This window comes from Granulicella sp. S156 (assembly GCF_009766105.1).
GTDB lineage: Bacteria > Acidobacteriota > Terriglobia > Terriglobales > Acidobacteriaceae > Granulicella.
On sequence record NZ_LMUH01000026.1, the window covers coordinates 689,805 to 716,450 of the forward strand.

Consider the following 26,646-nt stretch of genomic DNA (forward strand, 5'->3'; position numbering starts at 1 on the left):
GGAATACACGGGTCTCTTGATGCAGAGCGCGCCGCAAACGTTTGTATCGCGCTTTGCGTCAAGGGGTCTCGCCACTACGCCTGACATAAAACCGTCATGCTTCGGTCGAGATAACAGCTTTCGAAGGAGCAGACGAGAAAAGCACACCGCTCTGCGAATAAGATTGCATCCATGAACCTCGATGCCATCCAATCTGCTTTGCGTGACCAGCACCTCGACGGCTGGCTCTTCTACGACCATCATCACCGCGACCCCATCGCGTATCGCATTCTCGGGCTCGACACGCAAATGTTCGTGTCGCGGCGCTGGTATTACTTCGTCCCGGCGAACGGTGAGCCACAGAAGCTGGTGCATCGTATCGAGGCGGGCAAGCTCGATGCTGTGCCCGGCGCGAAGCATGAGTATTCGTCATGGCAGGAGTTGGAGCGCGAACTAGCAGCGATGCTTGGTAATGCGAAGAAGATTGCCATGCAGTACTCGCCGCGCAACGCCATCATGTATGTGTCGATGGTCGATGCGGGGACAGTGGAACTGCTGCGCGCGATGGGCAGGGAGATCGTCAGCTCCGCCGATATGGTCAGCCAGTTTGAGGCCGTGCTCACCGAGGAACAGATTGACACACACTATGCTGCAAAACAAAAACTCGATGATGTGCTTCGCGCCGGATGGGAGCATATCGGCGAAGCCGTTCGCGCTGGCCGTGGCACGGACGAGTTTTCCGTTGTCGCCTTCCTCAACGAAGCGATGGAGCGTGAAGGGCTGTGGACCGACCACGGCCCTAACTGCAGCGTTGGGCCCAACTCCGCCGATTCGCACTACGAGCCTACGCGGGAGAGCTCGCGAGCGATTCGCAGCGGCGACTTCGTGCTGATCGATATCTGGGCCAAGCTGGCCGGCAGGCCTGACGCTATCTGGTACGACATTACCTGGACCGGCGTGGTGGACCGCGAGCCTACGGGCCGGGAGCAACTCATCTTTGCCACGGTTCGCGAGGCCCGCGATGCCGCCGTTCACGCCATCCAGCAGGCTTACCACGACCGCCGCGCCATCGCCGGGTGGGAGGCCGACGATGCGGCCCGCAACCTCATCCGCAATGCCGGCTTTGGCGAATGGTTCACGCACCGCACCGGACACAATATCGCCATCGAACTGCATGGCAATGGGGCGCATCTCGACAATTTAGAGACGCATGACGAACGCTTGATTCTGCCCAATACGTGTTTTTCCGTTGAGCCAGGAATTTACTTCCCTGGCGAGTTTGGTGTGCGCAGTGAGGTGAATATGATTACGCGGCCAGGCAGCGCGATGGTTACCGGACCGATGCAACGCGAGCTGGTCAGGATTTGAGGTTTAGATCAGCTTCGGGAGTTCAGGTTCAAAAATAATGTTTTTTTAGGGAAAGTCCACCCACAAATCTGTCATGGTGAGTCAAAAAAGCAAAACAGAAGTCAGTCGAGAGAACAGCGTACCCTCCATCTATTTATGAGACCGCCCTACCGCTCCATGTGCGCGACTGGGCGGTAGCTCTCCTCGGGGATCTCGGCAAGCGTTGAGTGCTGTAGTTTTCCGCCGAGGCCGTAGAACTGGCAGAAGCTCATGATGAGCGGACGCCAGAGGTCCGGATCGATGTGGTTTGGTGCGGTGGTATCCAGCAGCGTCTCGTCCACGTGTGCTCGGACGATCCGCATCTCGAACGCCAGCGCCGTGCTTGCCTTGTCCGGCCGATGTCCAAAGGGATGCACGGTTTCGAGCACCGCCTCCAGTTGAATCGGGCATTGGTCGATGCGAGGAGCTCTTACGCGCTCGGAAGGGCTCACCGTCATGCCCGCGACGCCCAGCTTGTCCTTCTCGTGCCGATAGCCCTTCGCCAGCTTGTGGGGTGGCACAGGATCAGAACCCGTGAGCAGGGCCAGTTGATTGACGGCCTCCACATTGGAGGCGGCGGGCAGGTTCAGAACGCACTCGCGCTCACGCAGAAGGTTCTGCGCCGTATGTCCCGTGGCGCCCAGGCCCAGCATGCAGTTCCAGCCCAGCCACCAGACCGACGACATGGGAGCGACATTGACGGTTCCGTCCTCATTCATACTGCTGAGGAGGGCAACGGGGGTACCGAAGTACAGGATCGAGGGTTCAACATTGATATGCATAGGTCTATCCTGCGCAAGGCCACGCCTCGCAACACTCCGTTGCTTGCAGTCAAAGTAATATTCCTTTCGCCGAAGACGGCGAGCGTGCGATCCGCCCCCCAGAACAGCTCCTGTTGATACAATCAACACCGATGGCAACTGACACACAGCGGATCACGCAGCGAATTCCCGGCGAGCGCTCCAGCGCTCCCGCACTGGCATTAGTCCTCGGCTGGCTCATTCCCGGCGCAGGACATGTGCTGCAAGGCAAGTGGGTGCGCGGGCTTCTGATCTTCGTGTCAGTCCTCGGCATGTTTCTCGTCGGACTCGGCTTGCAGGGCAAGATCTACACGCCCAATACTGGCGACGTCCTCGACATCCTCGGCTTTATCGGGCAGCTTGGACTGGGCCTGCTGTATGCGCTGACGCGGGTGTTTGGATGGGGCGCGAGCTCGGTCACGATTACCCTGGGCGACTATGGAACGAAGTTCCTCGTTGTGGGTGGCCTGCTGAATATCATCGCCGCAGTCGATGCGCACTCGCTGGCTAACGGAAGAAAGGCGTCGTAGAAAAGATGCTCACACACTTTAGCGCTGTTCTCCTGTTCGCTCTCTTCGCCTCGGTCGTCTTCGGCATCACGCAGCGCTCGGAACCCAAGATGATGGTGCGCTTTGGCGCCTACTGCTTTGTGCTCTTCGTCGGTTCGGTCATCGTCGCCAGCTGGTTGATGTGGGCTGTCAAGCACTAAGAATCTTGCAGGCTTAGACGAAGAACAACCAACGGCAAAAGCCTTGACGCAGAGGAAAGACGCGAAGGCTTCTGTGGTGAAACTGGGATCTATGGGAATGTGCTGCTGCTTGAACCTGGACCACTGGTTGAGCCTGTACCGCTCGTCGGGGTCGTACCTGAGCCTGAGTTCGGCTGACCGCTGGTAGCGCTCTGACCGAAGCTGCTGGCGGATTGCGAGCCCATGCCGCCGCCTCCCATCGGTTGAGCCATCGCATAGAGCTTTTCGATGCGCGGGTCATACCAAAACTCCCAGGTCTCGTAGGTCGTCTGCTGGTTGGGATTCAGGATGGACGTGCCGGAGCGCGACGTGCCAACGCCATAGATCACGCCACCGCTGCTATCGCCAAACATACCCGTGTCGCTGGAAGAGCCGCTACTGCTGCCGGGGGTGCCCGAGCTGCTGCCCGCACCTGTCCCACTACTGCTCGAGCTGCTGCCAAAACTTGAGCTGCCAAAGCTTGAGCTGCCAGGGCCTGAGCTTGAACCAAAACTTGATCCGCCAGGGCTTGAGCCTGAACCTGATCCACTACTGGACGAGTCGCCGAAGCCGGCACCAAGCGCCGGAGTCGCCCCCCCCGACGAGCTGCCGCCGCCACCCGGTGTGCCAACACCAGACGACATGCCTGCCGCCGAACCCAAGCCTCCCCCGGCGATGCCGGAGAGCTCCTGCCCGAACGGGATCTTGATGGTCGTCTTGGGCTGATGAATGAGCCGCCAGTCGGATTTCCCAGTCAACGGGTCAACGTACTTCTGGCGCAGGAAACGCATGGTCGTGCCCTTTTCGAGAGCATCCATCGAGGGAGGATAGGACGTACATTTGCATCCATCCTTCTGGTAGAGACGAATAGCCCGAACATACTGCTCGGCGCGATGGACGCTTTCGACTTCTTTGTCGCGACGCAGATCACGCGCCACAACCGGCGCAGCGACCGCCAGCGCGAGCAGCACCAGCGCCACCATTACGATGACGGCCAGAAGCATGAAGCCGGCTTCACCGTTGTGTGTGCGTTGTTCTGGAGTCCTCATACGTTGGCCCATGGTTTTAGCCCTTGAGTGCATCTTCGTTTCGGGGAGAGACGGTCGATCCTGAACATTCCCTCAGCGGCTAAAGCCGCCCTGATCTCTGCTGTCTTTACGTGCGGCCTGAAGGCCGTACCCTTCAAAGAGTCAGAAACAAAACCTCAAAACGGCAATATCTCAATCTCAGCTCAAAAGCTATATCTCAGTTCGCCTGTAACGTCAGCGTCTGCGTATTGCTGTTCTGCAAGTCGGTAACCTGGATGTTGGTCGCCGCGATGCTGACAATTTTATACTTGCGCGCGACGATATCGCCCTGCGATGCGAGATAGACATCCTCACCCTGCAGCAGGAAGGCCTGCATCTGGCCGTTGACGCGCTTCGCCGTGCCGAAGAACTTCAGGTTAATCGGCGGGCAGGTTGGAGGGCAGGTCGGCGGAGGGGGTGGAGGAGGCGGGGGCAGCACCGGCCCCTTAGGCCGAGCAGAGGGCATATTGGTCGGAATCGGCGGTGGAGGCGGCACATAGATCGCCGAGAAGATGTTGCGGCCCGTGCCGGAGTACTCCAGGCTCTCAGTGCGCAGCATAGCTGTCTCATCCAGCGTGGGGTCGAGGCTCGAGGATGTGGTCGCCATCTTCGTCGCGGCGACTCCTGGAGCGTTGCCACCCGATATAGTAGCCTTCACGCTGGTGTTTCGAGTGGTGCTGGAGTTCTCCGCCGGAGTCGCGGCTGCAGGCTCTGCTGTCGTGCTGGCGGGAGCGGTGACCGGAGCGGGAGAACTCGGCCCGCCAAAGAGCGTGTTGTAGCCGTAGATGACGCAGATGAGCGCGACCACGCCCAGTGCTGCCGCGGTGAGGGTCTTTTTACGATTGTCCGCGACGGGCTTCATCGTTTGCCTCCTCTGGGCGCGGCGCTCTTTGCGCTCCCAGTATCGGCTACAGGCTTGTTGGCATCGGACCCCGGCAGCTCCGCAGTCATCTCCTCGACAGTCGGCTGGCGCAGATAGGTGGTCAGGCGGATGCGCAGGTTCACCTGCCCGGTCTGCTGGCCGCTTAGCTGGATGCCGTTAATGACGAAGAACATCTTGTCGCGTTCGATCGAGTTAATGAACTGCATGATCGGGCGATAGTCGCCGGAGACGCTGGCGTCGATGTGCACTTCGGTGAGCGCGTCTGCACCTGCAAGTACAGGGACCTCCGGGTATTGCGCACGGGACCAGCGAACTCCCTCGCGCTTGTACAACACACCAAGTTCGGTCAACACCTGTGAGAACGCATAAGGAAGCCGTTTCGCGTAGAACGCATCCGCATCTTTGGTCGAATCGACCAGCTTTGTGTCCAGACCCCGCAGCGGCTTGGCGGCGACTTCGGCAGACTTGAGCACAACGCCCTGCTGATCGAGCGCGTCCGCGTTACGCGCCTTCAGCGCCTGTCCGACGAAGATAAGGTGGGCGATCAGGTAGAGATCCAGCACTACCAGCACGGCGACTCCGGCGTAGTGCAGGTTCATCGCTGTGAGCAACGCTCGAGCACGCGCCGTGAGCTGGGGAACATGGCGTAGCAACGACGAATCCTTCGAAGAAGGAACGATAGCGGTAGAACTCATCGCGCACCTCCCTGCTGGGTAGGTGGAGGCAGGGGGCGCATCGCCGAGGGTTTCGCAGCCGAAGGCCGAGGAGCAACATAAGGCTTCAGGACGATGCCGTCGTGTGGGCCGGGCTTCACGCCGTGCGGCCTGGGCTGCGCAGTGATTCCACCGGCGCTCTCCTTCACAGCTTTGGGCTTGGCATAGGACTCACCCTCGGGCAGAGGATTGTAGTTGGCTAGAATCTCAAACTCGACACCCGCCGGCGCGCCCGAAGCAAAAGAAGCGTTATTGGTATTGCCCTCTTTGTTGTTCTGCGAGTTTTCGCTGTTGAGACGCGGCGCAAGAAAGCGTTTTGAGCGCTCCAGATTACGCACCAGTAGCACCGCCTTGTCGCGGTCTCCCGAGACGCGCATGCGGATGATGACATCGCCCTCTGCCGTGGGTTGCGGCTCAATAGACGTGACCTCCACGCCGATCGGAAGCACGGTTTCGAGATCCATCATGACTGCCGTCCAGGAGAAGCTCTTCCGTAAAAAGACCGCGTTGAGGAAATGCGAGCGATCGAGCACCGCGGCGTTCGCCGGCTGATGCATACGCTGCTCGTTATGCAGCTTTTCCTGCTGGAAGGCGGTAGTTTTATGAACCAATTGGTCCATCTGCGCCTGGGCGCGATTCAACTGGATTTGCTCGGAGTGCGTCCAGACGATGATCGCTACCGCGAGGACCGCGAGGCCCCCCATGAGGAGGCGCAGGCGTAGAAAGAAGGGTCGAAGTTCGACGAAGGGCCGTGAAGCAAGATTGAGGGAGATGCGCATGATTTAGCCTCGCAGCGCCCCCGTGACACCCGCCAGCCAGCCACGCGGGACCGAAGCCGTGACCGCTTCGGACAATAAAGCGGCGGGCTCGACCAACTCGCGCACGCGCAGACCTTCCGATTGTGCCAGGCCATGATCCTCGAGGATACGGGTGAGTGCGTCTCCCCCCAGGGGCCCGGCGCTCAAGATGCTCGAGGGCATCGAGGCCAGCGTGTCTTCAAAGTAGGCAACCGCTACACTGACTGCCTGGGCGACCTCTTCGCCGAGCACGATAGGCGCATGATGGCCATTCACAGCAGGCGGCTCCGGCAAGGGAAGTTCGGTGGCGTACGGATTGCGGCCATGCTCCGGCAAAGCCTCCTGCGCCGCCCATTCGCCGGCGGTTTCATGGAGGTCCACTAACGGAAGTGTGGGCGAGGCTGACTCAAAGAGTTCCGGAGAGAAGTTTGCGGGCGTGCCCGCTGCCGGCTCCTGCAGGTCGACGCTGCGATGCAGCATCAGGATTCCGCCGCGCACGATCGCTGCCGTTACACCGAACTTGTTGGCGTTAACCAGGAGAACAGGACTGTCGTCTTCGATGGCTGCCAGCGCTGCCAGCGTGCTCGGAAGCACGGCGCCCGGCTCGAAACCGGCTTCGCGAACGGCGGTCTCGTACTCACTGAGCACATCGCGTGGAATCGCTACGGCCAGCACGCGCACGATGGTCTTGCTGGTGCTCATGATCTGATAGGCCACCATAGCGTCGTCGGAGTCAAAGGGCAACAACTTCTTCAGGCGAAAGCGCACGATGGGCAGCGCATCGGACTCACGCGCGGGCAGGGTGTCGAACTCCAGCAGCAGCACGCGAACGGCGGCATCGGGGATGACCAGCGTGATATTGCCATCGCGGGAGTTGGCGCGTTCGCCAATGCCTTCGAGCGCGCGGCGAACAGCCTCTGCTACTGCAACGCGGTCGGCGATGTTGCCGGGCTTGAGACTCGGAGTGATCGCGCCGCCGGCAAGCTCCACGCGAGCCACCGCCGAGAGCGGGCCGACAGCCTCGACCGAGATGGCAGCAACGACGCCTTGTGCGGCGATCTCACAGGCCACACGCGGACGGGCTCCAGAAGCTTTGGGAAAGAGATTCATTGATGCTCTAACTAGAGTACCTTGTGGCGCGGATTTCGTAATAACGCTATGGGTGTTGGACGTACGGGAAGAGGCAGCGTTTCGTGAAAATCCCGCTTCCGGCAATCAAATTGAAGCATTGGAACAAAGAACAAGCAACCGCAAAATTTGACGCACCTTTCGCAAAGGAAAGAGCCAAGTCCCGCCACGATGCCCGTGGCCAAACCTGGCTCCCCTGGCGAACTTTGTGTCAAGGTGCTGCTTTACCGTCCGGCCTCGATAAACGTGACCTTGTTGATCTCTTTCAGCGTGGTAATGCCGTCACGCACACGCTCCAGAGCTGAATCGCGCAGGAACGCCATGCCTTTTGCTTTTGCTTTTTTGCGAATCTCCGAGCCGGGACGCTTTTCGAGCAGCATCTCGCGAATCTCGTCGTCGAGTTCCAGAAGTTCGTGGATAGCCGAGCGTCCACGATAGCCCGTTCCGCCGCACTCGATGCAGCCAGGCCCCTCTTTGAAGACAACGTCGCGCCATTCCTCGGGCCTGAGCCCGTTCTCTTCGAGCTGGGCATCCGTGTAATGAACGTCCTGGACGCAGAACTCGCAGACCTGGCGCACCAGCCGCTGCGCTAGAATGCAGTTCAGCGCGGAGACGAAGTTGTAGGGCTCGACGCCCATGTTCAGGAAGCGGCCCAGAACGTCGACCACGTTGTTGGCGTGAACCGTCGTAAACACCAGGTGGCCCGTGAGCGCAGAGTTGATGGCGATCTGTGCCGTCTCGGCGTCGCGGATCTCACCGACCAGAATCTTGTCCGGGTCGTGGCGCAGAATCGAACGCAGACCGCGCGCAAAGGTGAGGCCCTTCTTTTCGTTAACCGGGATCTGCGTGATGCCGCGGATCTGGTACTCGACCGGGTCCTCAATGGTGATGATCTTGTCTTCTTCCGACTTGATCTCGTTGAGCGCGGCGTAGAGCGTGGTCGTCTTGCCGGAGCCGGTCGGCCCGGTGACAAGCACCATGCCGTAGGGCTCTTTGATATAGCGGCGGAAGCGTGTGAGGTCTTTCTCCGCAAAGCCGACGACATCGAGCGAGAGCTTGGTGAACTTCTCCGACATCGACTCTTTATCGAGAACGCGGAGCACGGCGTTCTCACCGTGCACGGTGGGCATGATGCTGACGCGGAAGTCGATCAGCCGGCCTTTATAGCGCACGCGGAAACGGCCGTCCTGCGGTACGCGGCGCTCGGCGATGTCGAGCTCGCTCATGATCTTGATGCGCGACAGGATGGTCTGGTGATGTTCGCGCGCGATCGGAGCCATGGCCTGCTGCAGTACGCCATCGATGCGGTACTTGACCAGCAGCGAGTCGTCGAAGGTCTCAAGATGGATATCCGAGGCTCGCCGTTCGAGCGCGGTGAAGATCGTGGTATCCACCAGACGGATGATCGGTGAGATGTCGTCATCGGCCGTCAGCTTTTCGATCGAGATGTTCTCGTCGGAGTTTTCTTCGCTGGAGACGACGTCGAAGGCCAGGCCTTCGGTCGCCTCATCGAGCACGCGCTGCGACTGCTCTGTCTTCTTGAGCAGGTCGGTGATCTGGCTGAGCGTCGCAACCCGGGTGACGATCCTCGTCCCGAGCAGGCCGGATATCTCATCGATCACCATCAGCTTGGAGGGGTCGGAGACGGCGATGGCCAGACGGCCTTCACTCTGCTCCAGCGGCACAAAGCTGTAGCGGAACATCAGGTCCACGGGCACGGACTTGAAGAGTTCATGCTGAATCTTGAAGTTCTTCAGGTCGACGAACTCAGCATGGTAGCGGCGCGCAAGCATCTGCGCGCGCTCCGCCTCGGAGAGCGCATCGTTGCTGTAAGGAACCGCGACAGGGATGGTGGCCATAAGGGTTGGACTCGTTGAATCGAATTTCGTGCGGGTGTTTCGTTTATAGACTACCCGCCGGTGCCGTTCAGGCTGAAGATCGGCTCGTACAGCGCAATCATGATGATGACGACGACCACACCCATCACGATGAGGATGACCGGCTCGATCATGCTCATAATAGCGGCTAGGCTGGTCTGGACGTCTTCCTCGAAGAATTCGGCGACGGAGTTCAGCATCTGGGGCAGCGCGCCGGTGCTCTCGCCGACCTCGATCATTTCGATCGCAAGCTCGGGGAAGACGCCTGTTTTCTGCAAGCTGGAGGAAAGTCCCTTGCCCTCGCGGACAGTCTCAACCGAGGTGTAGACAGCCTTGGCGATCTGCCGGGAGTCGATGGACCGGGCCGCCGTTTCGAGGCTTGGCACCAGGGGCAGGCCGCCGGTCAGCAGCGTTGAGAGCGTGCGCGCAAACAGGCCGACCTGGTACTTCAGCCAGACTTTGCCGAAGATGGGCGAGGCGACACGGATCTTGTCGATGGTCGTGGCGCCGGATTCCGTCTTCGCCCAGCGAACCACCAGATAGATGATAAGCGCCACTGTCGGAGCGATATAGAGGCCGTAGTGTTGCGCATCCTGCCCCAGCGAAAGCATGAAAAGCGTGAGTCCAGGGAGCTTTGTACCCAGCTGGTCGTAAAGCTGCGCAAACCGCGGAACAACGAATGTAATCAGGAAGATAAAGAGCGCGATCACCATGACGACGAGAAACGCCGGGTAGATCAGCGACGCCTTCAGCTTCTTGCGGAAGCTCAGCGACACGCGCTGGAAGTCGAGAAAGCGCTGCAGCACCTCTTCGAGGTTGCCGGAGCGCTCGCCGGCCAGCAGCGTCGTGGTGTAGACCAGCGGAAAGCTGCCCTGCGCCTCAAAGGCCGATGAGATGGACTCGCCGGTCTTGATGCGGGCGGCCACGTCTTCGAGCTGGCCGCGGAAGTTATCGTCTTTCTGCCGCTTCGCCAGCAGATCAAGCGAGCTCAGGATGGGCAGACCCGCACGAATCAGCGTGAGGAACTGCTGGTTGAAGACCAGAAAGATATCGAGCTTGATCTTCTTTTTCTTGCTCCCGCCAGTAAGCGCCGAACGCGCTTTGACGGAATACACCAGAAAACCGGCCTGCGTGAACCGCGCACGCAACTCTTCGGCGGTGGCAGCGGCGTGTGTCTGCTCCTGGATGCGGCCACGGTCGTCGGCGAGTCTTACAGTGAATTCGGTCATTGCAGGTCGATACCCGGAGACAAGCACCATGAATTCCAGATGCTGCCATAACTGGGGTTCTCTTCATCTTAGACGGAACAACACAATAAATGCCTCATCGGACCTCGCTTGTGAACTGTCGTTTCCATTCATGACCTCGTAATCGAAATTCGTCCTTCGGCAGAGTTGAGGCTCCTAATGGGCTCACTTCGTCCACATCCAATCGCATCGCGACGCCGCCAGCGCTCGATCTCCCGATAATACGACGCGGCACCTCAACACCTTGAAACACCTGGGGTGCAGCATAGCTAAAGGCAAGCTTACTAACATACGCCTGGAGCATATGTCCGCCCGAATCAAACCAGTATGCGTTAACCTCCTTCGGATCGAGATTGCCATTCGGGCCTTCATCTCCGCGCAGCACGCGAAGGGTTGGATTGCCGTCTACCGTGTCGCGTTTGAGCCGCCAGTCCGATTCCGTAAAAGTATCGATTGCAGGAATCGGCTCGACAACCTGCAAAACTATTCTGGCAACACGAGCTTGCGGCCCTTCGATTAGCAGATACTGCTGGTCGCCATCGAGGCTACGGACAGCGCGACTGTCGCCAAGTGTTGCTTCGCGGCGCCAGTGATTAGCGTCAACCCATGTATCCACATACGTTCCCTGAGCGATTCCCGAGCTTAGTCCAACAGAAAATCTCGCCCTCAGCACATACGGCGTAGAGGCAGCAGCAGAAATAGTGCTGGCGAGCCTGCCGTGCTCGAATGCCTGGCGCGCAGTTCCCAGATCTTCAACACCCGCTGGCCGGTGCAGCTCAAACGTAAGCACGACGCGACGCACAACCTGTACAGGAACTCCATCACGCAGGGTTGGTCTGAACTGCAAATTCGAGAAGTATGCTCGCGCAGCCTCTACTACGGCCGGGTTGTCGGCGGTAACGAAGAGCGGCTCGCGAATTCGACCCTTACGATCCAATACAAGATCCGTCGAGACGACACCCGTAAGTGGCGTGTTCGTCACCTCGGGCCAAACGGGTAGGCTAAAGGGGCCAGAGATATCTGCCGCGAGGTCTGTGCTGTCTATTGCCACAGTCTTTATCTCCGGATCGCTACCTTGCACTGTAGAATCGAACCATCCCGAAGCTACGTCCGGCAAGTCTTCTAGCAACAATACTTTAGCCGTTACCTCCGGAATGCCTGTGGTCAGAGTCCGCGCTACATTGCGTCCGTGAAAACTGGCGTAATCTTTGAACAACGCTCCCCACCCGAGTCCTCCGTCATAGAACAACAGCCCGGTGCTATCTGTTAGTGCAACGTCCTCCTTTGCGGGCTGCGAGTTGAGTGGCAGCGGCAGTTCCCAATTCAGATAGGTGTTCCCAGGGAGCGTCTTTACCTCATCCGGGATGAGCCCCTTCCGCGCCGCTGATACAGGTGGCAATGGCTGGATCAGCGCTTCTGCCATCTCACGCAGCCAATCGGGAAAATAATCGCCGTCATTCTTCTGCCAAACACGCCCGCCACTCACGATTTCTATCTGATGAAAACCAGAGGAACGAACCTCACGGCGATATTGGCCTGGGGCCTGCCACCAGATCTCTACTTCCCCGATACGACCTGAGTCCTTGTCGCGTCCGGGGGACGGAACAAGCGACGCACGCAGATGAAATGGATGCGTTCCAGGCTGGTCCAAGGTACTGCGCTCAACCGCTTTGCGAACGCGCGCGAGCATATCCTCCGCTTGCGCGGAATGAAAGACCAGCAAAAACGAAATTGCCACGAAACAACGGCGGCCAAACGAAGAAGTAGGTGCCATGGCGGCACTCTACATCATCGAAAGGCACAGTTGAAAACTCTGTCCCATCAGAAACCGCTCCTGACGAGCGAGATTTGCACCTCAAAACGCGAAAGCCTCGCTATAGCGAGGCTTTCTTAGCTTTCGGTGTAGACAGCACTTACACGCTGAAGCTCGAACCGCAGCCGCATGTGCTCTTTACCTGGGGGTTCTCGAACTTGAAGCCGGCAGCCTCGAGGGTCTCTACGTAGTCCACCGTGCAGCCGTTCAGGTACATCGCGCTGGTCGCGTCGACGAAGACCTTGAGATCGTCGAAACGAACGACCTTGTCCATCATGCCGGAGGCATTCTCAAAGGACATGGAGTACTGGAAACCGGAACATCCGCCACCCACCACACCGATGCGCAGACCGGCAGGGATCGGATCCTGTGTGGCCATGATCTCTTTCACCTTTACGATGGCGGAAGGGGTCAGGACGACGGGGGTCGAAGGGGCGGGAGCGTTGACGACCTCGGGGGTTACGGTAGCAGTAGCCATGGCTTTTTAGTCTCCTTACAGGGCATGCGCGGGTAAGAACCCTGCTTCCACATGCGAAGTCCAATTTCTAGTGTATCGGTCATCCCGCGCTCGGGCAAGCATCCACACCACTATCGGATTAGATGCTGGATGGGCCGGGAGGATTCCCCCCTTCCATCTGCTCCCAGGGAATTGAGCCTCCCGGCGTAGAATCGGGCCATGCGGCTGCTGGAAGCACTGGCTTCGGCCTTCATTAACACCTTTGGAATCACTCAACCAAGCGAGCAGACCCGGCAGCGTGCCTCGTGGTTCATTCTGGGACTGCTGGTGGTCGCCCTTCTGATTGTGGCCGGCATCGCTGTGGTGCTGTACCGCACTATGCACACATAAGCGGCCAACTGCTTTAAATTTTCAGCTACTGCTATTTTTTAGGCGTATAGTTTTTGGTCAAGCCCTGCCTACCCTCCGGCTGCGCGCCCTAAGCGGAGCCGCCCGGTATCCCGGACCAGATGTCTGATGCACACTCTGGGGGAAATGCCATGAACGCGCTTCAAATCATGATCGCAGTCTGGACCTTTCTAGTCGTCGGCTTCATTGCCTTAATGATCTACCGCGGCCACCTTACACAGCACGAAACCGATCAACTCTTCCTCAACGAGGAGAGCGGTCCCTCCTCCGTTCATCAGGAGCATGACGAGATCGTTCGCCGCGTCAACTTTATTCAGCCGATTTGCAAAGGCGTTGGTGGAGTCGCCGTGCTGATGACTTTGCTGATCGTCGGCGTTTACATCGTGCAAGAGCTGCCGAACATGCACTTCTAGAACGGCACTGCTGGCTGGCACGAATAGGAAGGGCACGGTTGACCGTGCCCTTCCGCACATGCGCTTTTACGCGTTATAGGTAGACGACGAGACGCGGCCGCCGCGGCCTGTCCAATTGGTGTGGAAGAACTCGCCGCGCGGCTTGTCGATGCGCTCGTAGGTATGCGCACCGAAGAAGTCGCGTTGCGCCTGGAGCAGGTTCGCCGGCAACCGGGCTGTGCGGTAGCCGTCGTAGAACGCCAGCGCAGTTGAGAACGCGGGCGTCGGCACGCCGAGTTCGATGGCCGCCACCAGCGCCTTGCGCCAGCTCTCCTGGTACTTGTTCAATACGCCGGAGAAGAAGTCATCCATCAGCAGGTTTTCGAGCTTTGGGTTCTTGTCGTAGGCGTCCTTGATCTTGCCGAGGAACTGCGAGCGGATGATGCAGCCGCCGCGCCACATCAGCGCTACGCCGCCCATATTCAGAGTCCAGCCCTGCTCCTTCTCAGCCGCGCGCAACAGCATGTAGCCCTGCGCATAGCTGATCATCTTCGAGCAGTAGAGCGCGCGGCGCACGTTCTCGATGAACTCCTTCTGGTCGCCGGTGAACTTGCCGCCTTTGGGGCCGGTAAGGATCTTCGACGCCTCCACGCGCTCGTTCTTCAAGGCCGACAGGCAGCGCGCAAAGACGCTCTCCCCGATCAGCGTGACGGGCATGCCGAGGTCGAGCGCGGAGATTGCCGTCCACTTGCCGGTGCCCTTCTGCCCGGCCGTGTCGAGAATCTTATCGACCAGCGGCTGGCCGTCTTCGTCCTTCTTGCCAAAAATGATCGCGGAGATCTCAATCAGGAAGCTATCGAGCTCGCCCTTGTTCCATTCGGTAAAGATCTCGGCGAACTGGTCGGGCGTGAGGCCCAGGCCGTCCTTCAGCAACTGGTAGGCCTCGCCGATCAACTGCATGTCGCCATACTCGATACCGTTATGCACCATCTTCACGTAGTGGCCTGCCCCGCCCTGGCCTACCCAATCGCAGCAGGGCGTTCCGTCCTCTACTTTGGCGGCGATGGCCTGGAAGATCTCCTTTACCGCGGGCCACGCTGCCGGGTCGCCACCGGGCATGATCGAGGGGCCGAAGCGCGCGCCCTCTTCGCCACCGGAGACGCCGGTACCGATGTAATGAATGCCCTTGGCCCCGAGATCGGCCGTACGACGGTTCGAATCAGTGAACAACGAGTTGCCGCCGTCGATGATGATGTCGCCCTTTTCGAGGTGCGGCAGGATGCTATCGATCGTCTTATCCACCACATCGCCGGCCTTCACCATAATCATGACGCGGCGGGGCGACTTGAGCTTGCTGCACAGCTCTTCGATCGAGTGAGCACCCTCTACCTGCGTGCCCTTTGCCTCATCGGCCAGAAACTCATCGACCTTCGACGTGGTGCGATTGAAGACCGCCACCTTGTAGCCGTGGTCGTTCATGTTCAGGACGAGGTTCTGCCCCATCACCGCCAGGCCGATCAGGCCAATGTCACAGTTTGCGCTTGCCATCAGTTTCTCCCCTGCCCGTCTGCCTGAGCGGCCGGGCTGCTGCATTCGGTTGGTGTAAGTACGTGCTTTTTCAAAGCTATCGAAAAGAAGTGATACTTTATCTATTTCCGCAAGACACTGTCGAACTGATATTCAATCGGTTTTATAGAAGGTTCAGATCAGAATAATGCGGCGCTGCATGAATTTTTCTCAATGAAAACACACTGCACGATCTTTTGTGAAGCCCCCACACTCGGACTGTGAAACCGCTCTACCGTACCTTTTCCGAATAACGAATGTAAAGGTGTGGGTGCGGAAGCACCTCTAGCTCAATCGATGGCTGAAGCAGAATCCGGGATGTCATCCATAGGGCTTACGCAAAATCCATTACGTGGCACTGAACCCAGCCCCAAAGGGGCGGCATATCCCAGCCTCTAAAGCCTTGAGTAAGTCTCAATCCACAAAACCTGTCTTTTCCGCCAACTATACTTTTGCCTATGCAATTTCAGATAAGAGTTGCCGTGGACGCCGATATACCGGCAATTCGAGAGGTGATTCAGGCCTCAGTGCGAGTCCTGCAGGCGGGCGATTACACTCAGGCGCAGATCGAGGGAGCGCTGGTTACGGTGTTTACAGTCGATAGCCGTTTGATCGCGGATGGCACCTATCTGCTGGCCCTGTGTGAAGACAAGGTGGCGGGTTGTGGCGGGTGGAGCTACCGGAAGACGCTCTATGGTGGAGACCGGCAGCTCGAAACGATCGAAAGCAGCGTTCTGAATCCCGCTACCGAGGCGGCGAAGATTCGCGCGATCTTTGTGCATCCGGACTATACCCGAATGGGGCTGGGAAGCCTGATCTTAAAGGCCGCCGAAGATGCTGCTGTAGCGGCGGGATTCAGACGCCTTGAGATGGGCAGCACGCTGACCGGGGTACCGCTGTATAGCCTGAGGGGCTATCGCGAGAGAGAACGGATCGCTGTCCCGGTTGGTTCTGGCGAAGAGATTGAGGTTGTCCGGATGACGAAAGAGATCGAATCCACTTCAAACTGACTCGCGCTGGAATCGTGCCGTAGCAGCCACGCGTTACACTTGCGCCATGATGCGGAGACCTGCGGGTGTAGTCTTTTCGGCGATTGTGCTTGGTCTGGCGGCGGCGATGCTGTGCCTGTTAGCCGGCTTCTCAGTATTGGGAGCTATCATCATGCGGCACACGCCCATGACGATAGAGGCTCCCGGGGTGCCTCAGTCTTCGAGCTTCATGCTGGGCGTCATGGCCTTCTCCGTGCTGCTCTATCTTGCGCTGGCAGTATGGGCGATCACTACGGTTGTCGGCCTGTTCCGTATGAGGAACTGGGCGCGCATCTCGATCATGGTCATCGGCGGAGGGATTGCGCTGATCGGCCTTTTCTCCATGCTGGTGTGCGCGGCTATGCCGGCGATGATGAAGTCCTTGCCCATGCCGCCGAATACAAATCCTGCCGTGCTGCGCGGCACCTTCCTCTTCATGGCGATCGTGTGGCTGGTCATAGCCTCTATCGGCATATGGTGGCTGGTGTACTTTGCACTGCGGCGCACGCGAGAAGCCTTTGCCCAGGCTGCTCTGCAGCGGGGACTACCGTTGTCAGGCACCGGCAGGATCCCAGCCTACCCGGCAACATCTTCTCCGATGACCGACTTCACTGTCGCGCGGCCGATGGTCTACGAACCTCCACCCCTTCCAGTGGAAACCTACTTGCCACCGATCGCCGCTACCCAACCTGCAGCACCGGCGAGGCCTGTTTCGATCACGATCATCGCCGTGCTGATGCTTCTCGGTACAGCTACAACCGTGTTCATGATGCTGCTGCCGATTCCCGCGTTTTTCTTTGGTGTGGTGTTGCCGGGCTGGACCGGTCACGTTCTCTATCTGGTGTTCGCCTGCCTGTCGGGAGTTGCCGGCGTTGGCCTGCTCAAGCTGCAGAAACCTGCGTGGGTACTGAGCTTTGCGTTATACGGCCTCGGACTCCTGAGTGTTCTGTCGATGGCGCTGCCAGGCATTCGCCATCGACTGCTCGACTACCAGCAGAATCTGTCACACACGATGGGCATGGGCATGCCGGCACCTGTCTTCAATACGAGCATCATGAATTTTTTTCTTCTCTATGGCATGGCTTTCGATGTGCTCGTCTTCGTTTTTCTGATGGTGCTGCTGTGGCGAGCGCGCTGGGCCTTTGAGAGCCGTTCCCCTGCTCAGGGAATCTAAAAGCCGTACCGCCGAATGAAAAGAGCGTTTCTACCTTTACATCTTCTTTGTACACTTGTGCCATGATAAAGCGACCTGTGGGCGTGGTGATTTCGGCGACTACGCTTGGCCTGGTTGTGTTGCTTGGCGTATTCGCACTCCATGTAGTTCATCACATAGAATCCGCGTCCTGGGCCATGACAACCCAATTGTTCCAGCTCGCACTGGCCGCCTGGGCGATCAGTACGATTGTCGGGCTTTTTCGCATGCGGAGCTGGGCGCGCACTTCGATGATGGTCATTGGCGGCTGCCTCGCGGGAAGCTGCCTCTTCGGCGCCATGAGGGTGGTCATCGTACCGCTCCTGTTAAGAACTACCCCGGGGCCGTTGGTGGAAGGTCCTTTGTGGTTCGAGCATCAGTTGCATACTGCGTTTTCCATCGTAGCCACGATGTTTCTTTTCATAGCAGCGGTATTTCTTTTCGTAGCAGCCATCGGTGTGTGGTGGTTGGTGTATTTTTCACTGCGACGCACGCGAGAAGCCTTCGCGCAGGCCGCGTCATCCGGTAACGTAACGGATCAGGCGGCGGCGTAGCGGCCAAGTTCCTTCACCATGCTGCATTCGCGCTTCAGGGCCAGCAATGCAGCGTCTGCGCTGGCGGCGTCTGCAAAGCGGAAGTCGACGTAGAAGACATACTCCCACGGCTTACCCGGCACCGGGCGCGATTCGATCTTGGTGAGGTCGACGCCGGCCTCAGCCAGCTGCTGTAGTGCGGCTACCAGGGTCCCGGGACGATGCTGGATGGCGAACGCAACACTGAGTTTATCGGGCGGCGCCAGCCCTTCGGGTCTGGGAGCGTCAGCTCGATGCAACAGATGGAAGCGCGTGTAGTTCTCGACGTGGTCTTCGATACCCGCAACCAGGATCTCCGCGCCATACACCTTTGCGGCAAGCGCTGGAGCAACGCCGGCCGTATCGCGCAGGCCTTCTGCCATGATGTGTTTCACGCTGCCCGCCGTATCGTAGAATGGCAGCGCATGAGCACCCTCCAGTGCCGCGAGATAACGACGACACTGCGACAGGGCGACAGGGTGCGAGAGCACGGAGCGAACCTCTTCGAGCCGAACTCCTGGCACAACCATCAAATTATGCCGAATACGCAGCAGGCTCTCACGGTCGATGCGGATGGGGTTTTCGAGCAGCAGGTCGTAGTGCTCGGCGACCGAACCGTGCAGACTGTTTTCTATCGGCAGCACGGCACCGTCCACTTCGCCATGGAGCACGGCGCGCACCACTTCGGCCGATACGCTGCACGGCACAATCTCTACTTCACCGAGCATCTCCAACACAGCCATGTGGCTGTTGGAGCCGCGCTCCCCTTGAATTGCTATGGCACGAACACTGCGGTTGGACGATGGCATATATACCCTTAGGGTTGCTCCCCACCCCAAGGATATATATCCCTGCGAAATGGCAACCTCATCTCTCTCTGCCGCACCATACCATACACAACGCCTGACGAACGGCGACGGCCTACGGCACACGATTGCCGAGGTATTGGCTAGGAGAACAGCATTATGCTTTGGACAATCATCGTCATTCTTTTTATCTTGTGGCTTCTCGGCTTCACTTTACACGTTGGCGGCGCACTGATTCACCTGCTTCTGGTGGTCGCGGTCGTCGTACTTATCTTCAATCTCATCACAGGCCGACGGGGCCTCTAAGCACTATAAGGGAGCACGTTCAGACGGATTTGGATCCGTTGTCCCAACTTGGCGTATAGCCACAAAGGAGCACAGCTATGAGTACCACTACCAGCGAAAGCACTCTCAAGGGTAAGGTCAACGAAGTTGCCGGCAAGATCAAGCAAGGTGCGGGCGAAGCACTCAACAACCAGAAGCTGGCCAACTCGGGCGCTGCGCAACAGGTCAAAGGACACGCGCAACAAGCCTGGGGAGCGGTACAGGAAGCCGCCCATGACACCGAAGAACGCAACCGGCCTGGATTTGAGAAGACTGCGCATGACGTACGCGAGAAGCTGACCTCGTCTGCGGAGCATCTGAAAGAAAGCATCAAGCACGAGGCCGATAGCTACAAAAATCGCGGCTAGGCAAGCTAAAAGCTGTTCTACTATCCTCCACAAGCACAGGCACCTAGGCTGGAGCACGATGATTTATCGTGCTCCGGCCAGATGCTATGCCTATGGATGAATCTGCTACCGGCGATGTAATACATCTGCAGCGACAAAAGCGAAGAACACCACAGAGATCACACCATTGAGCGTAAAGAAAGCAGCATTCATCCGTCGCAGATCATGCGGCGAGATGATGACGTGCTCATAGGCCAGCAGTACGATCACGAGAATGATGCCGGCCAGCGCGATCATGCCCAAACCAAACGCGTGTAGCAGGACAAACAGCAAAGCCACCATACTCAGGTGCATTAAGCGAGCAATCCAGAAGGCGCCTTCCAGACCAAACGCCTGCGGAACGCTGTTTAATCCCACCTTGCGGTCATGGTCAAAGTCCTGGCAGGCGTAGAGCACATCGAAACCGCCAACCCAAAGAATGACGATACCCGTCAGCAGCAGCACGCGTGGCGAGAGTGTGCCGCGAACGGCGATCCATGCAGCCGAGGGCGCGATGCCCAGCGCCAACCCCAACACAAGATGCGACCAGCGCGTGATGCGCTTCATGTAGCTGTATGCCAGTACGACGGCCAGCGCAACGGGCGCGAGCTCCAGCGTCAGCCGGTTGAGCATGGCTGCGCCAAGAAAGAACACACCTGACGCCAGGATCGTGAAGCAAAGCACGAAAGACTTCGACAGGTCGCCCTTCGGCAACGCCCTGGTTGCGGTGCGAGGATTCGCAGCATCGAGCTCGCTATCAGCCAGGCGATTGAAGGCCATCGCTGCACTGCGAGCTCCGACCATGCAGACGACGATCCAGCAGAGGACACGCACTGAAGGCCAGCCATCTGCCGCGAGAACCGCGCCCGTCAAGGCAAACGGGAGGGCAAAGATCGAGTGCTCCCACTTGATCATTTCGAGCGTGACGCGCGTACTGCGAAGAACATTTTCCATCTGCTTCTATCGTAATCGTTCTTGAGGATCAACCTAAAATTGCCACCTCGACCGAAGACGGCAATAACGCTGCCTTCGGTCGAGATGACAAAGTGGTGGAAGGTTCGAAAATGACTTCACATCAACACTGAAATCTTTTTAGTGCTCCGGTTGCTGCCCGGCAATCTGCAGATGGTTCTCGACCGAAAAGACTCCGGGGACGCCATTGGCACGGATGCCTGCGGTGTCACGATCGGCCTTGCTATCCACAACGCCGTTCAGCGTGACATGCCCGTTGACGACGGTAATCCGGATCGTCTTTGCCGGATCCAGAGCATATCGATTCAGCGAGGGATAGCCGTAGATGGCTCTCGCTTCCGCAATGCGAATGCGGTCATCCATGGGCGATACCGGGGCCACTTCCAGGTTGTCGACGATGTCGCGCACACCTGGCGTATTAGCCACGAGGCTAATCGCCGAGTCCTTGTCCATGGGCCCATACACCGTACCGCCCAGCGTTACCACGCCATGATCGACGCCCAGCGTGATGTTGTTGTACACCGTCGTTCCATAGCCCACGCGGTCATAGACCAGCGCCTTACCCAGCTTGTCGTGCAAGGCAGCATCGCTGATACCTTCGGGTACTGCAACCTCGATCCGGTTATTGATCGCGGTCGCGTTCTTGGCATGATGCGCTTTGCGCTCTGCATCTTCCTTATCGCTAAACCGCTGTACCTGGCCGTTGAGTTTGACGACGCCGTCATTAACGGTCACCTGCACATCGCTGAATCGCTTGTTGCTAAGTTCCTTCTGGACATCGGCACGAATCTGCGCATCGGAAGGAGCCTGCGCGTGGATCGCGGTGGGGGCTGCGAGCATAAGGCTCAATACAGGGGAGAGGATGAATCCAAGCCGAGACGTAAGTCGCATAAAAGACACTCCGAAGAGCCGCGAGAAGCTGGCGGGCATCTAACTGCTACTACAGCAGCTTAGACGCACCAGAGGATCTTGGGGATAATAAATTTTGCGAGTGTCGTCAGCGGTGTCGCGACCCAACACAGTATCTTTTTGCCACTTCAATCTGCTTTTGAAAATTAGACCAGGGTTCGCTAATCCACTGGTCTCCACACCTACCGATAGCGCTTGCGGATCTTATAGACGATCGAGAACACGTTCGATTCGTCGCGGGTTGCGACTATCGATTTGTTCTCGTCGATCTGATACTGCACCTGGATGAGTTCCTGCGCGGTCTGGTTCACATTGGTGGCGAAGAGCAGCGTCAGTTGCTTGGAGAGAGGCTCCTGCACCGTGATGCGCGCTGCCGAGTTGCCCAGCGTCCCTACAAAGGACGGATCGATCTTGACCGAACCGGCGCCGAACAGCTTGCCCACGCGGCTCGAAACGGTTGCGTTGAGCGCGCCGCCGAGCAACGCGCTGGTGGTGGGATCGGTGCCCGCCTGCACCTGCTGCTCCTGGTAAAGCTGCGCCTCTTCCTGCGTGCGCCCGAGGGCGAGCAGGTTGAAGATGTCGGCTTCGGCGAGCGGCGGCTCAGAACGATAGGTGGTTTTCAGGTTCGACGTCGTGCCATGCACGCCGATGGTGAGATCGTAGCTCTCCACGCGCGCGGTGGCATCGAGGTCGATCGTCGGGTCGATGCGCACGGGATTGCTGAAGTAGATATTCCCGCGCTCGAGCTCATACTTCGTTCCTGCAAAGGTCGCGCTGCCGTCGATAATCTGGATACGTCCCAGCACGCTGGGTATCGCAAGTGTGCCGCGAATGGTGAGATCGACATTGCCCGCGAGCTTTGCGTAGGAGTTCTGGAAGTCGAGCTGCGGCGAACTCGTAACATGAACGTCAAGATGAATCTTGTTCGTCGCCGAGTTCGGATCGGAGACCGATTCTACCCCGCCCGACCCAGCAAAGGCAGCGAAGTCCACATCTGGACCAACACCAAAACGCGTAATCAACACAGTGCCGGAGAGCAATAGAGACTGCTGCGTGCCCTGCAGACGGAAGTTTGCGTTCGCCGTTGAGCTCAGGCCATAGAGCCGTACGCGCACGTTCTCGCCGGTCGCAGTCAAGTCAGAGAACAACCCTTTCTGATAACTGATCGACCCGCCCAGCTTAAGCTGGCCGCCGCCGGTCGTCGCAGTCAGGTTCTGCACGGTCAGACGGTTCTCGTTGAAGACCATCGTTCCGTTCAGGTTGCTAAGGCCATTGGGAATACCGTCCATCGCTATGTTCACGTTCTGAAACTGCACATTGCCGGTCAGCGAAGGCTGCATCAATCGCCCGTCGGCCGCTACCTTGAACGTGACTTTGCCCGAAGTATTGAGGTCGGGATCGAAGGTATGCGCGATCATCATGCTGATGTTGCCGTTCGCACTCAATTTGATCTCGCCCCCCTGAGGATTGCTGTTGCCGAGGACTTGCAACGTTCCCCCGGCATGGAGGTCGGTATCCTGCCCAGTAATGTGCATCTGCTCAACTGAGACTATGCCGTTACGCAGACTCGCACGCAATGGCTCAGCTGTCTTCAACTCGACTCCCTGGAGCTTGAAGTCGAAGGTACCAAACTCAGCGGTCCCGGCTAGCTGCATCGGCTTGGCTGCAGGGCCGCTGACGGTGACAGTGCCGTCGATGATAGAGCTGGTCTGGACCAGTCCCGGGGAGAACAGAGCAATGGGCTTGGAGACATCGAAGCCGGAGAACAAGAGCTTTGCCTGCGTCTGATAGTCGCCCAGCAGCGACGTCTGGCCGTTGGCCGACACCTGCGCTCCGACCATATTCGAATGCAGGTCGTAGAAGACGGTCGAACCAGTGCTGTTGGCCGTTGCGCTGAACTCGCCAAGCGGCTTGCCATCGACCGTAATGTTCGTCACTCCAAGCTTTGCGTGCAGGTTCGGCTGCTGCGCGGTGCCATCGACCGTCGCATCTAACGAGAGCACACCATCGGCATCTGAATTCGCTTTGCGAACGACATCGAGCTTGGAGAGTTGCAGGTTGTCCCCCAGCACGTGAGCGGTGATGCGTTTGCTTACAAGGTTGTAGCCACCGTTGCCTGTAACCGACATTCCATGTGCCCGCACGAGGAAGTGTGACGCATTGATCTGCTGGCCCTGCATGGTCGCATCGACCGAGACAGTCTGGTAGTTCTCTCCGTAAGCCGCACCGTTGGTCAGCGTGATGTTTCCACTGCCGTTCAGATTTTTGGCCGTACCGGCTACATGAGCGTTGATGTTGGCCGTGCCGGTGACAGGAACCTTACTCTGCTGCCCGATGATCTGCAGCATGTCGGCAACCTGAGCGTTGGCCAGCTTCACAGTCGTGTTGATGCCCAGATCCCCGTCCCATACATAATCGACAGCGCCGCGACGGGAGACGACCTTCCGCGGCTCAAAGGTTCCTGTTACGTTGAGCAACGCCGTCCCACGCTTGATGGTGGAGCTGGCGATGGCGATGCCGCTGTTGGGCGAGTACTCGGCATCGGCAACGAGGGAGTCCATCTGAAAGTCTGCCGCAGTCCCCAATTTGGCTTCGATGTTCTCAGCCGTAACGTGGCCCTTCACATCGAGATTGCGTATAGCCCCCTTCGCAGAGCCGCTGAACACCAGCGCACCATGCAGCACGACGGGGATCGCTGCAGTTCCCTTCTTGCCATTGGCTTCCAGGCCAAGCGTCTGCAGCAACTGGTCGAACTCACCAAGATCATGCGCTTGCAGATTGACCTGCAGCGCCGTGAGCGGGTCGCCGTTGTTGACGCCGAGTATCCCGTTGACCTGCAGCACGCTGGCGGGCGTCTGCACTGCCAGGCGTGTAATGTTTACGGACTGCGTTCGGCCGTCATAGTGTGCCAACGTCTGGCCGGTCACAGGAATATTCGAGAGAGCGCGGCTGCGCGCGACACCCGTCGGCACAAGCTGCAGGTCGCCATCTACCTGCACAGTCTTCGAGACATCGTTGCCTGGCCCTCCCCATTCCACCTTCACCGGTCCCGTCACCGCAGTATCGAAACCGAGATCGCCGTAGTCTTCGGGAGCCGTGACATCCATGATCGTGCGCAGCGGAATGCGATTGACCGTTGCCACAATGTACCCGTGCGAGCCTCCGGGCGCTGAACCGAGCCAGTTTTCGATGCGCAGATCGCCCTGCACAGTACCACCGCCGGACAACTGCGTGACGAGCGAAGGCAGCAGTATCTGCGTCGGCGTGATGTGCAACTGGCTGCTGCCGTTGACGTCGCGCACTCGCACATCCTCATCGCGATAGCCCACGTTATGCAGCTTGAGCCCGCCCGTAATCAGATATCCTGACTTGCACGCGGGGTCGGGCTGCGGCTGAAGGGCCGGAGCTTGCGTCTTGCTGTGCCGCAGCCAGAAGTGTTTCTGCGGCACGGGCTGCGGCCCAGTCACGCAGTTGTGGCCATGCGCATCAAGATCAACCAGGCCACCTGCCAGGCCGTCAACTCCGGCAAGAAGACCAAGCTGTTTAACCTCTATCGAACCCTTGGCCGCAACCTGCCAATCAGGCTTCGCAAAGTGCTCCAGCAGGGCGTTTGCCGTAAGGTGCGTTGCCGTGCCGGTACGAAAATCGAGGCTCTGCAACTGCAGCACGTCGCGGCCGAGTTCGGCGGTCAGGTGCAGCTTCGATTGAACCTCGGGCTGTTTTGCCATCTTTGTGCGCAGGTCCGCAAGATCGATGGTCGCGCCATAGCGATCCGACGACGCGATGTAGTGCACCTCGGCGTTGAGATCCTGCGCAGCGAGATCGAAAGGAATCGCGCGGTCGTTTAAGACAGCAAGACCATTCGCCAACTCGACTTTACCCGCCTGAAAATCAAGCAGCATGTCCTGCACGGGAGTCGTGCTGGTGCTCTTGTGTTTCGGCACGGGCTGGTTGGTCCTGCCATCCTTGTCGATGAGGAGGTGTACATGCGGCTGCTCGACGCGCAGGTAGTCCACTCCGATATGCGACTGTGGCCCCTCACCCGCGATATGCGTGATGAACGTATTGATGAGCAGACGCACAAAGATCTTGTCCGCGGAGAGATAGGGCGCTTCTCCGGGACCTTCTGTGCCGTGGATCACGAGCCCGTCAGCCTCAATCGCAAGATGCCAGAGACTGAAGGAGATATGACCCAGTTCGACACGTCCGCCGGTCGCGTCTTCGAGTACCTTGACGACCTCGGCGCCGACGCGACGCTGAAAATCCGCCGTCGTCGTGTAGTACCAAACGCCTGCCATCAACAGCACAAAAGACAGCAGCAGTGAGCCGAAGACCCACGCAAACATACGGCCCGTGCGGCTGCGTTTGGGAGTGGGAGAAGAGGAGACTTCGTCCGTGGAGGGCTTGCTGGAAGACTCGCTCATGGCGCCCCCTCTCCTGGATGCAATACCACCACGCTGCCCTGCGCGCGCAGGCTCTTCAGCCAGTCGTTGAGCAGGCTGGAGACTCGCTGCTGCAACAGCACCTCCTGAATACGGCTGGAGATAGAGTCCAGGCTCGGCGGCGTGGCCTTCTGCTTCGCGTACTCGGGCAACAGGTCCTTATCGTAGTAGTCCTTGATGTCCGCGGGCAGGATCTTCATGCCCATGCGGAAGCGCTCCTCGATGAAGGCCAGCACCTCCATACGCAGACGCCAGCGATTGATCAACGTCGCCTCAGTAAATCCATTGGCCGCAAGGAACTTTTCCCATCCAGCTTGCGTCTCGCAGTCGTACGGCTTGCATGCCGGGATGTTCTTGCGCAGGCTGTCGAGGTCTTTCCTGACATCGTCGTCCGTAATGGGATCTTCCGGCTGAATCTTCAACTGCTGCAGGATGAGGTCGCGATTGATCAGGCGTTCGATGGCACGCTCACGCGAGTTATCTGCGTTCGGATTGCGATAGGGCTGAAAGGCCTGCAGGCGTGTTTCTTCGTTGACATCGCTGTCGAGGATGAGATCGCCGTTTACGATCGCGACCACGCGATCAAGCTCCGTGCCCTGCGTCGTGGGCATCTGCGGCGCGGCAACTTGCAGCTCCGGTGCAGTCTGCGGAACGGAGTTCTTCTGCGCAGCGCTCTGGGCCCAGAGCTCGCCCGGCGCAACACACACAGCCACCAGCAGCAGCGCAAAAGCGCTGTGGCGAAGGGTGTCGAGAGTGTGTGTGCGGTTCATGTTGG

At 58.7% G+C, this 26,646-nt stretch carries 26 protein-coding genes; 10 read left to right on the forward strand and 16 right to left on the reverse strand.

The window, feature by feature from the left end; all coding sequences use genetic code 11:
- Nucleotides 1-171 precede the first annotated feature (171 nt).
- The gene (locus GSQ91_RS24275; protein WP_158824315.1) at nucleotides 172-1,347 is read left to right on the forward strand and encodes a Xaa-Pro peptidase family protein; all 1,176 of its coding nucleotides are present in this window, start codon (nucleotides 172-174) and stop codon (nucleotides 1,345-1,347) included.
- Between the two features lie 146 nt (nucleotides 1,348-1,493).
- Here GSQ91_RS24275 and GSQ91_RS24280 read toward each other — a convergent pair whose 3' ends face one another.
- Entirely contained in the window at nucleotides 1,494-2,147 is a 654-nt protein-coding gene (locus GSQ91_RS24280) for a flavin reductase family protein (RefSeq protein ID WP_158824316.1), read from the reverse strand.
- Nucleotides 2,148-2,278: 131 nt separating this feature from the next.
- Here GSQ91_RS24280 and GSQ91_RS24285 point away from each other — a divergent pair, with 131 nt between their 5' ends.
- Both GSQ91_RS24285 and GSQ91_RS25615 read left to right on the forward strand, forming a co-directional pair.
- The gene (locus GSQ91_RS24285) at nucleotides 2,279-2,695 is read left to right on the forward strand and encodes a DUF6677 family protein (RefSeq protein WP_158824317.1); all 417 of its coding nucleotides are present in this window, start codon (nucleotides 2,279-2,281) and stop codon (nucleotides 2,693-2,695) included.
- 5 nt (nucleotides 2,696-2,700) lie between these two features.
- Nucleotides 2,701-2,874 carry a hypothetical protein gene (locus tag GSQ91_RS25615; protein ID WP_174240728.1) on the forward strand — a complete coding sequence of 58 codons (174 nt, stop codon included), beginning with the start codon at nucleotides 2,701-2,703 and terminating at the stop codon, nucleotides 2,872-2,874.
- An 89-nt stretch (nucleotides 2,875-2,963) separates the two neighbouring features.
- Here GSQ91_RS25615 and GSQ91_RS24290 read toward each other — a convergent pair whose 3' ends face one another.
- The 9 genes from GSQ91_RS24290 to GSQ91_RS24330 all read right to left on the reverse strand — a co-directional run bounded on the left by GSQ91_RS24290 (nucleotide 2,964) and on the right by GSQ91_RS24330 (nucleotide 12,895).
- On the reverse strand, nucleotides 2,964-3,941 hold the full coding sequence (locus tag GSQ91_RS24290; RefSeq protein WP_158824318.1) for a type II secretion system protein: 978 nt from the start codon (nucleotides 3,939-3,941) through the stop codon (nucleotides 2,964-2,966).
- Nucleotides 3,942-4,137: 196 nt separating this feature from the next.
- Entirely contained in the window at nucleotides 4,138-4,821 is a 684-nt protein-coding gene (locus GSQ91_RS24295; protein ID WP_158824319.1) for a hypothetical protein, read from the reverse strand.
- Complete coding sequence (locus GSQ91_RS24300) at nucleotides 4,818-5,537, reverse strand: hypothetical protein (RefSeq protein ID WP_216845405.1); 720 nt, start codon at nucleotides 5,535-5,537, stop codon at nucleotides 4,818-4,820. The genes GSQ91_RS24295 and GSQ91_RS24300 overlap by 4 nt, the downstream gene beginning before the upstream one ends.
- On the reverse strand, nucleotides 5,534-6,334 hold the full coding sequence (locus GSQ91_RS24305) for a fimbrial assembly protein (RefSeq protein WP_216845407.1): 801 nt from the start codon (nucleotides 6,332-6,334) through the stop codon (nucleotides 5,534-5,536). Before GSQ91_RS24305 ends, GSQ91_RS24300 begins: the two co-directional genes overlap by 4 nt.
- 3 nt (nucleotides 6,335-6,337) lie before the next feature.
- Nucleotides 6,338-7,462 (reverse strand): type IV pilus biogenesis protein PilM, encoded by a 1,125-nt coding sequence (gene pilM, locus GSQ91_RS24310; RefSeq protein WP_158824320.1) that lies wholly within the window; start codon nucleotides 7,460-7,462, stop codon nucleotides 6,338-6,340.
- A gap of 242 nt (nucleotides 7,463-7,704) precedes the next feature.
- Nucleotides 7,705-9,339, reverse strand: coding sequence for a GspE/PulE family protein (locus GSQ91_RS24315; protein WP_158824321.1), 1,635 nt, complete (start codon nucleotides 9,337-9,339; stop codon nucleotides 7,705-7,707).
- A gap of 50 nt (nucleotides 9,340-9,389) precedes the next feature.
- Nucleotides 9,390-10,586 carry a type II secretion system F family protein gene (locus GSQ91_RS24320; RefSeq protein WP_158824322.1) on the reverse strand — a complete coding sequence of 399 codons (1,197 nt, stop codon included), beginning with the start codon at nucleotides 10,584-10,586 and terminating at the stop codon, nucleotides 9,390-9,392.
- A gap of 94 nt (nucleotides 10,587-10,680) precedes the next feature.
- A complete protein-coding gene (locus tag GSQ91_RS24325; RefSeq protein WP_158824323.1) occupies nucleotides 10,681-12,378 on the reverse strand; it encodes a hypothetical protein in 1,698 nt (565 codons plus the stop codon).
- Nucleotides 12,379-12,517: 139 nt separating this feature from the next.
- On the reverse strand, nucleotides 12,518-12,895 hold the full coding sequence (locus GSQ91_RS24330; RefSeq protein ID WP_158824324.1) for an iron-sulfur cluster assembly accessory protein: 378 nt from the start codon (nucleotides 12,893-12,895) through the stop codon (nucleotides 12,518-12,520).
- A gap of 198 nt (nucleotides 12,896-13,093) precedes the next feature.
- Here GSQ91_RS24330 and GSQ91_RS24335 point away from each other — a divergent pair, with 198 nt between their 5' ends.
- Nucleotides 13,094-13,264, forward strand: a complete 171-nt coding sequence (locus GSQ91_RS24335; RefSeq protein WP_158824325.1) for a hypothetical protein — start codon at nucleotides 13,094-13,096, stop codon at nucleotides 13,262-13,264.
- A 149-nt stretch (nucleotides 13,265-13,413) separates the two neighbouring features.
- Nucleotides 13,414-13,695, forward strand: a complete 282-nt coding sequence (locus GSQ91_RS24340; protein ID WP_158824326.1) for a hypothetical protein — start codon at nucleotides 13,414-13,416, stop codon at nucleotides 13,693-13,695.
- A gap of 66 nt (nucleotides 13,696-13,761) precedes the next feature.
- Here the strand turns inward: GSQ91_RS24340 and gnd are convergent, their stop codons facing one another.
- Nucleotides 13,762-15,222, reverse strand: a complete 1,461-nt coding sequence (gene gnd / locus GSQ91_RS24345; RefSeq protein ID WP_158824327.1) for a decarboxylating NADP(+)-dependent phosphogluconate dehydrogenase — start codon at nucleotides 15,220-15,222, stop codon at nucleotides 13,762-13,764.
- 500 nt (nucleotides 15,223-15,722) lie between these two features.
- Here gnd and GSQ91_RS24350 point away from each other — a divergent pair, with 500 nt between their 5' ends.
- From GSQ91_RS24350 to GSQ91_RS24360, 3 genes are all read left to right on the forward strand, one after another.
- On the forward strand, nucleotides 15,723-16,250 hold the full coding sequence (locus GSQ91_RS24350; RefSeq protein ID WP_254064860.1) for a GNAT family N-acetyltransferase: 528 nt from the start codon (nucleotides 15,723-15,725) through the stop codon (nucleotides 16,248-16,250).
- 46 nt (nucleotides 16,251-16,296) lie between these two features.
- Entirely contained in the window at nucleotides 16,297-17,442 is a 1,146-nt protein-coding gene (locus GSQ91_RS24355; RefSeq protein WP_158824329.1) for a hypothetical protein, read from the forward strand.
- Between the two features lie 176 nt (nucleotides 17,443-17,618).
- Nucleotides 17,619-18,014 (forward strand): hypothetical protein, encoded by a 396-nt coding sequence (locus GSQ91_RS24360; protein WP_158824330.1) that lies wholly within the window; start codon nucleotides 17,619-17,621, stop codon nucleotides 18,012-18,014.
- Here GSQ91_RS24360 and GSQ91_RS24365 read toward each other — a convergent pair.
- Complete coding sequence (locus GSQ91_RS24365; RefSeq protein ID WP_158824331.1) at nucleotides 17,999-18,841, reverse strand: prephenate dehydratase domain-containing protein; 843 nt, start codon at nucleotides 18,839-18,841, stop codon at nucleotides 17,999-18,001. The genes GSQ91_RS24360 and GSQ91_RS24365 overlap by 16 nt on opposite strands.
- 156 nt (nucleotides 18,842-18,997) lie before the next feature.
- Between GSQ91_RS24365 and GSQ91_RS24370 the strand changes: the two genes are divergently transcribed.
- The gene (locus GSQ91_RS24370) at nucleotides 18,998-19,144 is read left to right on the forward strand and encodes a lmo0937 family membrane protein (RefSeq protein WP_158824332.1); all 147 of its coding nucleotides are present in this window, start codon (nucleotides 18,998-19,000) and stop codon (nucleotides 19,142-19,144) included.
- Between the two features lie 77 nt (nucleotides 19,145-19,221).
- Nucleotides 19,222-19,530, forward strand: coding sequence for a CsbD family protein (locus GSQ91_RS24375; RefSeq protein WP_158824333.1), 309 nt, complete (start codon nucleotides 19,222-19,224; stop codon nucleotides 19,528-19,530).
- 105 nt (nucleotides 19,531-19,635) lie between these two features.
- On the opposite strand, the gene GSQ91_RS24380 is transcribed toward GSQ91_RS24375, so the two are convergent.
- The 4 genes from GSQ91_RS24380 to GSQ91_RS24395 form a co-directional block, all read right to left on the reverse strand.
- Complete coding sequence (locus tag GSQ91_RS24380; protein WP_158824334.1) at nucleotides 19,636-20,502, reverse strand: UbiA-like polyprenyltransferase; 867 nt, start codon at nucleotides 20,500-20,502, stop codon at nucleotides 19,636-19,638.
- 138 nt (nucleotides 20,503-20,640) lie between these two features.
- Nucleotides 20,641-21,411: a BON domain-containing protein gene (locus GSQ91_RS24385; RefSeq protein ID WP_158824335.1), complete on the reverse strand. Its 771-nt coding sequence runs from the start codon at nucleotides 21,409-21,411 to the stop codon at nucleotides 20,641-20,643.
- A gap of 200 nt (nucleotides 21,412-21,611) precedes the next feature.
- Entirely contained in the window at nucleotides 21,612-25,853 is a 4,242-nt protein-coding gene (locus GSQ91_RS24390) for a translocation/assembly module TamB domain-containing protein (RefSeq protein ID WP_158824336.1), read from the reverse strand.
- Nucleotides 25,850-26,641, reverse strand: a complete 792-nt coding sequence (locus tag GSQ91_RS24395; protein ID WP_158824337.1) for a peptidylprolyl isomerase — start codon at nucleotides 26,639-26,641, stop codon at nucleotides 25,850-25,852. The genes GSQ91_RS24390 and GSQ91_RS24395 overlap by 4 nt, the downstream gene beginning before the upstream one ends.
- Nucleotides 26,642-26,646: the final 5 nt, after the last annotated feature.

Excerpts from the sequence above, each read along its gene's own strand:
- GSQ91_RS24355 (WP_158824329.1), top strand. The coding sequence starts at position 16,297 with ATGATGCGGAGACCTGCGGGTGTAGTCTTTTCGGCGATTGTGCTTGGT.
- GSQ91_RS24305 (WP_216845407.1), bottom strand. The coding sequence starts at position 6,334 with ATGCGCATCTCCCTCAATCTTGCTTCACGGCCCTTCGTCGAACTTCGA.
- GSQ91_RS24320 (WP_158824322.1), bottom strand. The coding sequence starts at position 10,586 with ATGACCGAATTCACTGTAAGACTCGCCGACGACCGTGGCCGCATCCAG.
- GSQ91_RS24325 (WP_158824323.1), bottom strand. The coding sequence starts at position 12,378 with ATGGCACCTACTTCTTCGTTTGGCCGCCGTTGTTTCGTGGCAATTTCG.
- GSQ91_RS25615 (WP_174240728.1), top strand. The coding sequence starts at position 2,701 with ATGCTCACACACTTTAGCGCTGTTCTCCTGTTCGCTCTCTTCGCCTCG.
- GSQ91_RS24275 (WP_158824315.1), top strand. The coding sequence starts at position 172 with ATGAACCTCGATGCCATCCAATCTGCTTTGCGTGACCAGCACCTCGAC.
- GSQ91_RS24365 (WP_158824331.1), bottom strand. The coding sequence starts at position 18,841 with ATGCCATCGTCCAACCGCAGTGTTCGTGCCATAGCAATTCAAGGGGAG.
- gnd (WP_158824327.1), bottom strand. The coding sequence starts at position 15,222 with ATGGCAAGCGCAAACTGTGACATTGGCCTGATCGGCCTGGCGGTGATG.
- GSQ91_RS24340 (WP_158824326.1), top strand. The coding sequence starts at position 13,414 with ATGAACGCGCTTCAAATCATGATCGCAGTCTGGACCTTTCTAGTCGTC.
- GSQ91_RS24385 (WP_158824335.1), bottom strand. The coding sequence starts at position 21,411 with ATGCGACTTACGTCTCGGCTTGGATTCATCCTCTCCCCTGTATTGAGC.
- pilM (WP_158824320.1), bottom strand. The coding sequence starts at position 7,462 with ATGAATCTCTTTCCCAAAGCTTCTGGAGCCCGTCCGCGTGTGGCCTGT.
- GSQ91_RS24295 (WP_158824319.1), bottom strand. The coding sequence starts at position 4,821 with ATGAAGCCCGTCGCGGACAATCGTAAAAAGACCCTCACCGCGGCAGCA.
- GSQ91_RS24300 (WP_216845405.1), bottom strand. The coding sequence starts at position 5,537 with ATGAGTTCTACCGCTATCGTTCCTTCTTCGAAGGATTCGTCGTTGCTA.
- GSQ91_RS24375 (WP_158824333.1), top strand. The coding sequence starts at position 19,222 with ATGAGTACCACTACCAGCGAAAGCACTCTCAAGGGTAAGGTCAACGAA.
- GSQ91_RS24315 (WP_158824321.1), bottom strand. The coding sequence starts at position 9,339 with ATGGCCACCATCCCTGTCGCGGTTCCTTACAGCAACGATGCGCTCTCC.
- GSQ91_RS24285 (WP_158824317.1), top strand. The coding sequence starts at position 2,279 with ATGGCAACTGACACACAGCGGATCACGCAGCGAATTCCCGGCGAGCGC.
- GSQ91_RS24280 (WP_158824316.1), bottom strand. The coding sequence starts at position 2,147 with ATGCATATCAATGTTGAACCCTCGATCCTGTACTTCGGTACCCCCGTT.
- GSQ91_RS24380 (WP_158824334.1), bottom strand. The coding sequence starts at position 20,502 with ATGGAAAATGTTCTTCGCAGTACGCGCGTCACGCTCGAAATGATCAAG.
- GSQ91_RS24390 (WP_158824336.1), bottom strand. The coding sequence starts at position 25,853 with ATGAGCGAGTCTTCCAGCAAGCCCTCCACGGACGAAGTCTCCTCTTCT.
- GSQ91_RS24395 (WP_158824337.1), bottom strand. The coding sequence starts at position 26,641 with ATGAACCGCACACACACTCTCGACACCCTTCGCCACAGCGCTTTTGCG.
- GSQ91_RS24330 (WP_158824324.1), bottom strand. The coding sequence starts at position 12,895 with ATGGCTACTGCTACCGTAACCCCCGAGGTCGTCAACGCTCCCGCCCCT.
- GSQ91_RS24360 (WP_158824330.1), top strand. The coding sequence starts at position 17,619 with ATGACAACCCAATTGTTCCAGCTCGCACTGGCCGCCTGGGCGATCAGT.
- GSQ91_RS24370 (WP_158824332.1), top strand. The coding sequence starts at position 18,998 with ATGCTTTGGACAATCATCGTCATTCTTTTTATCTTGTGGCTTCTCGGC.
- GSQ91_RS24335 (WP_158824325.1), top strand. The coding sequence starts at position 13,094 with ATGCGGCTGCTGGAAGCACTGGCTTCGGCCTTCATTAACACCTTTGGA.
- GSQ91_RS24290 (WP_158824318.1), bottom strand. The coding sequence starts at position 3,941 with ATGAGGACTCCAGAACAACGCACACACAACGGTGAAGCCGGCTTCATG.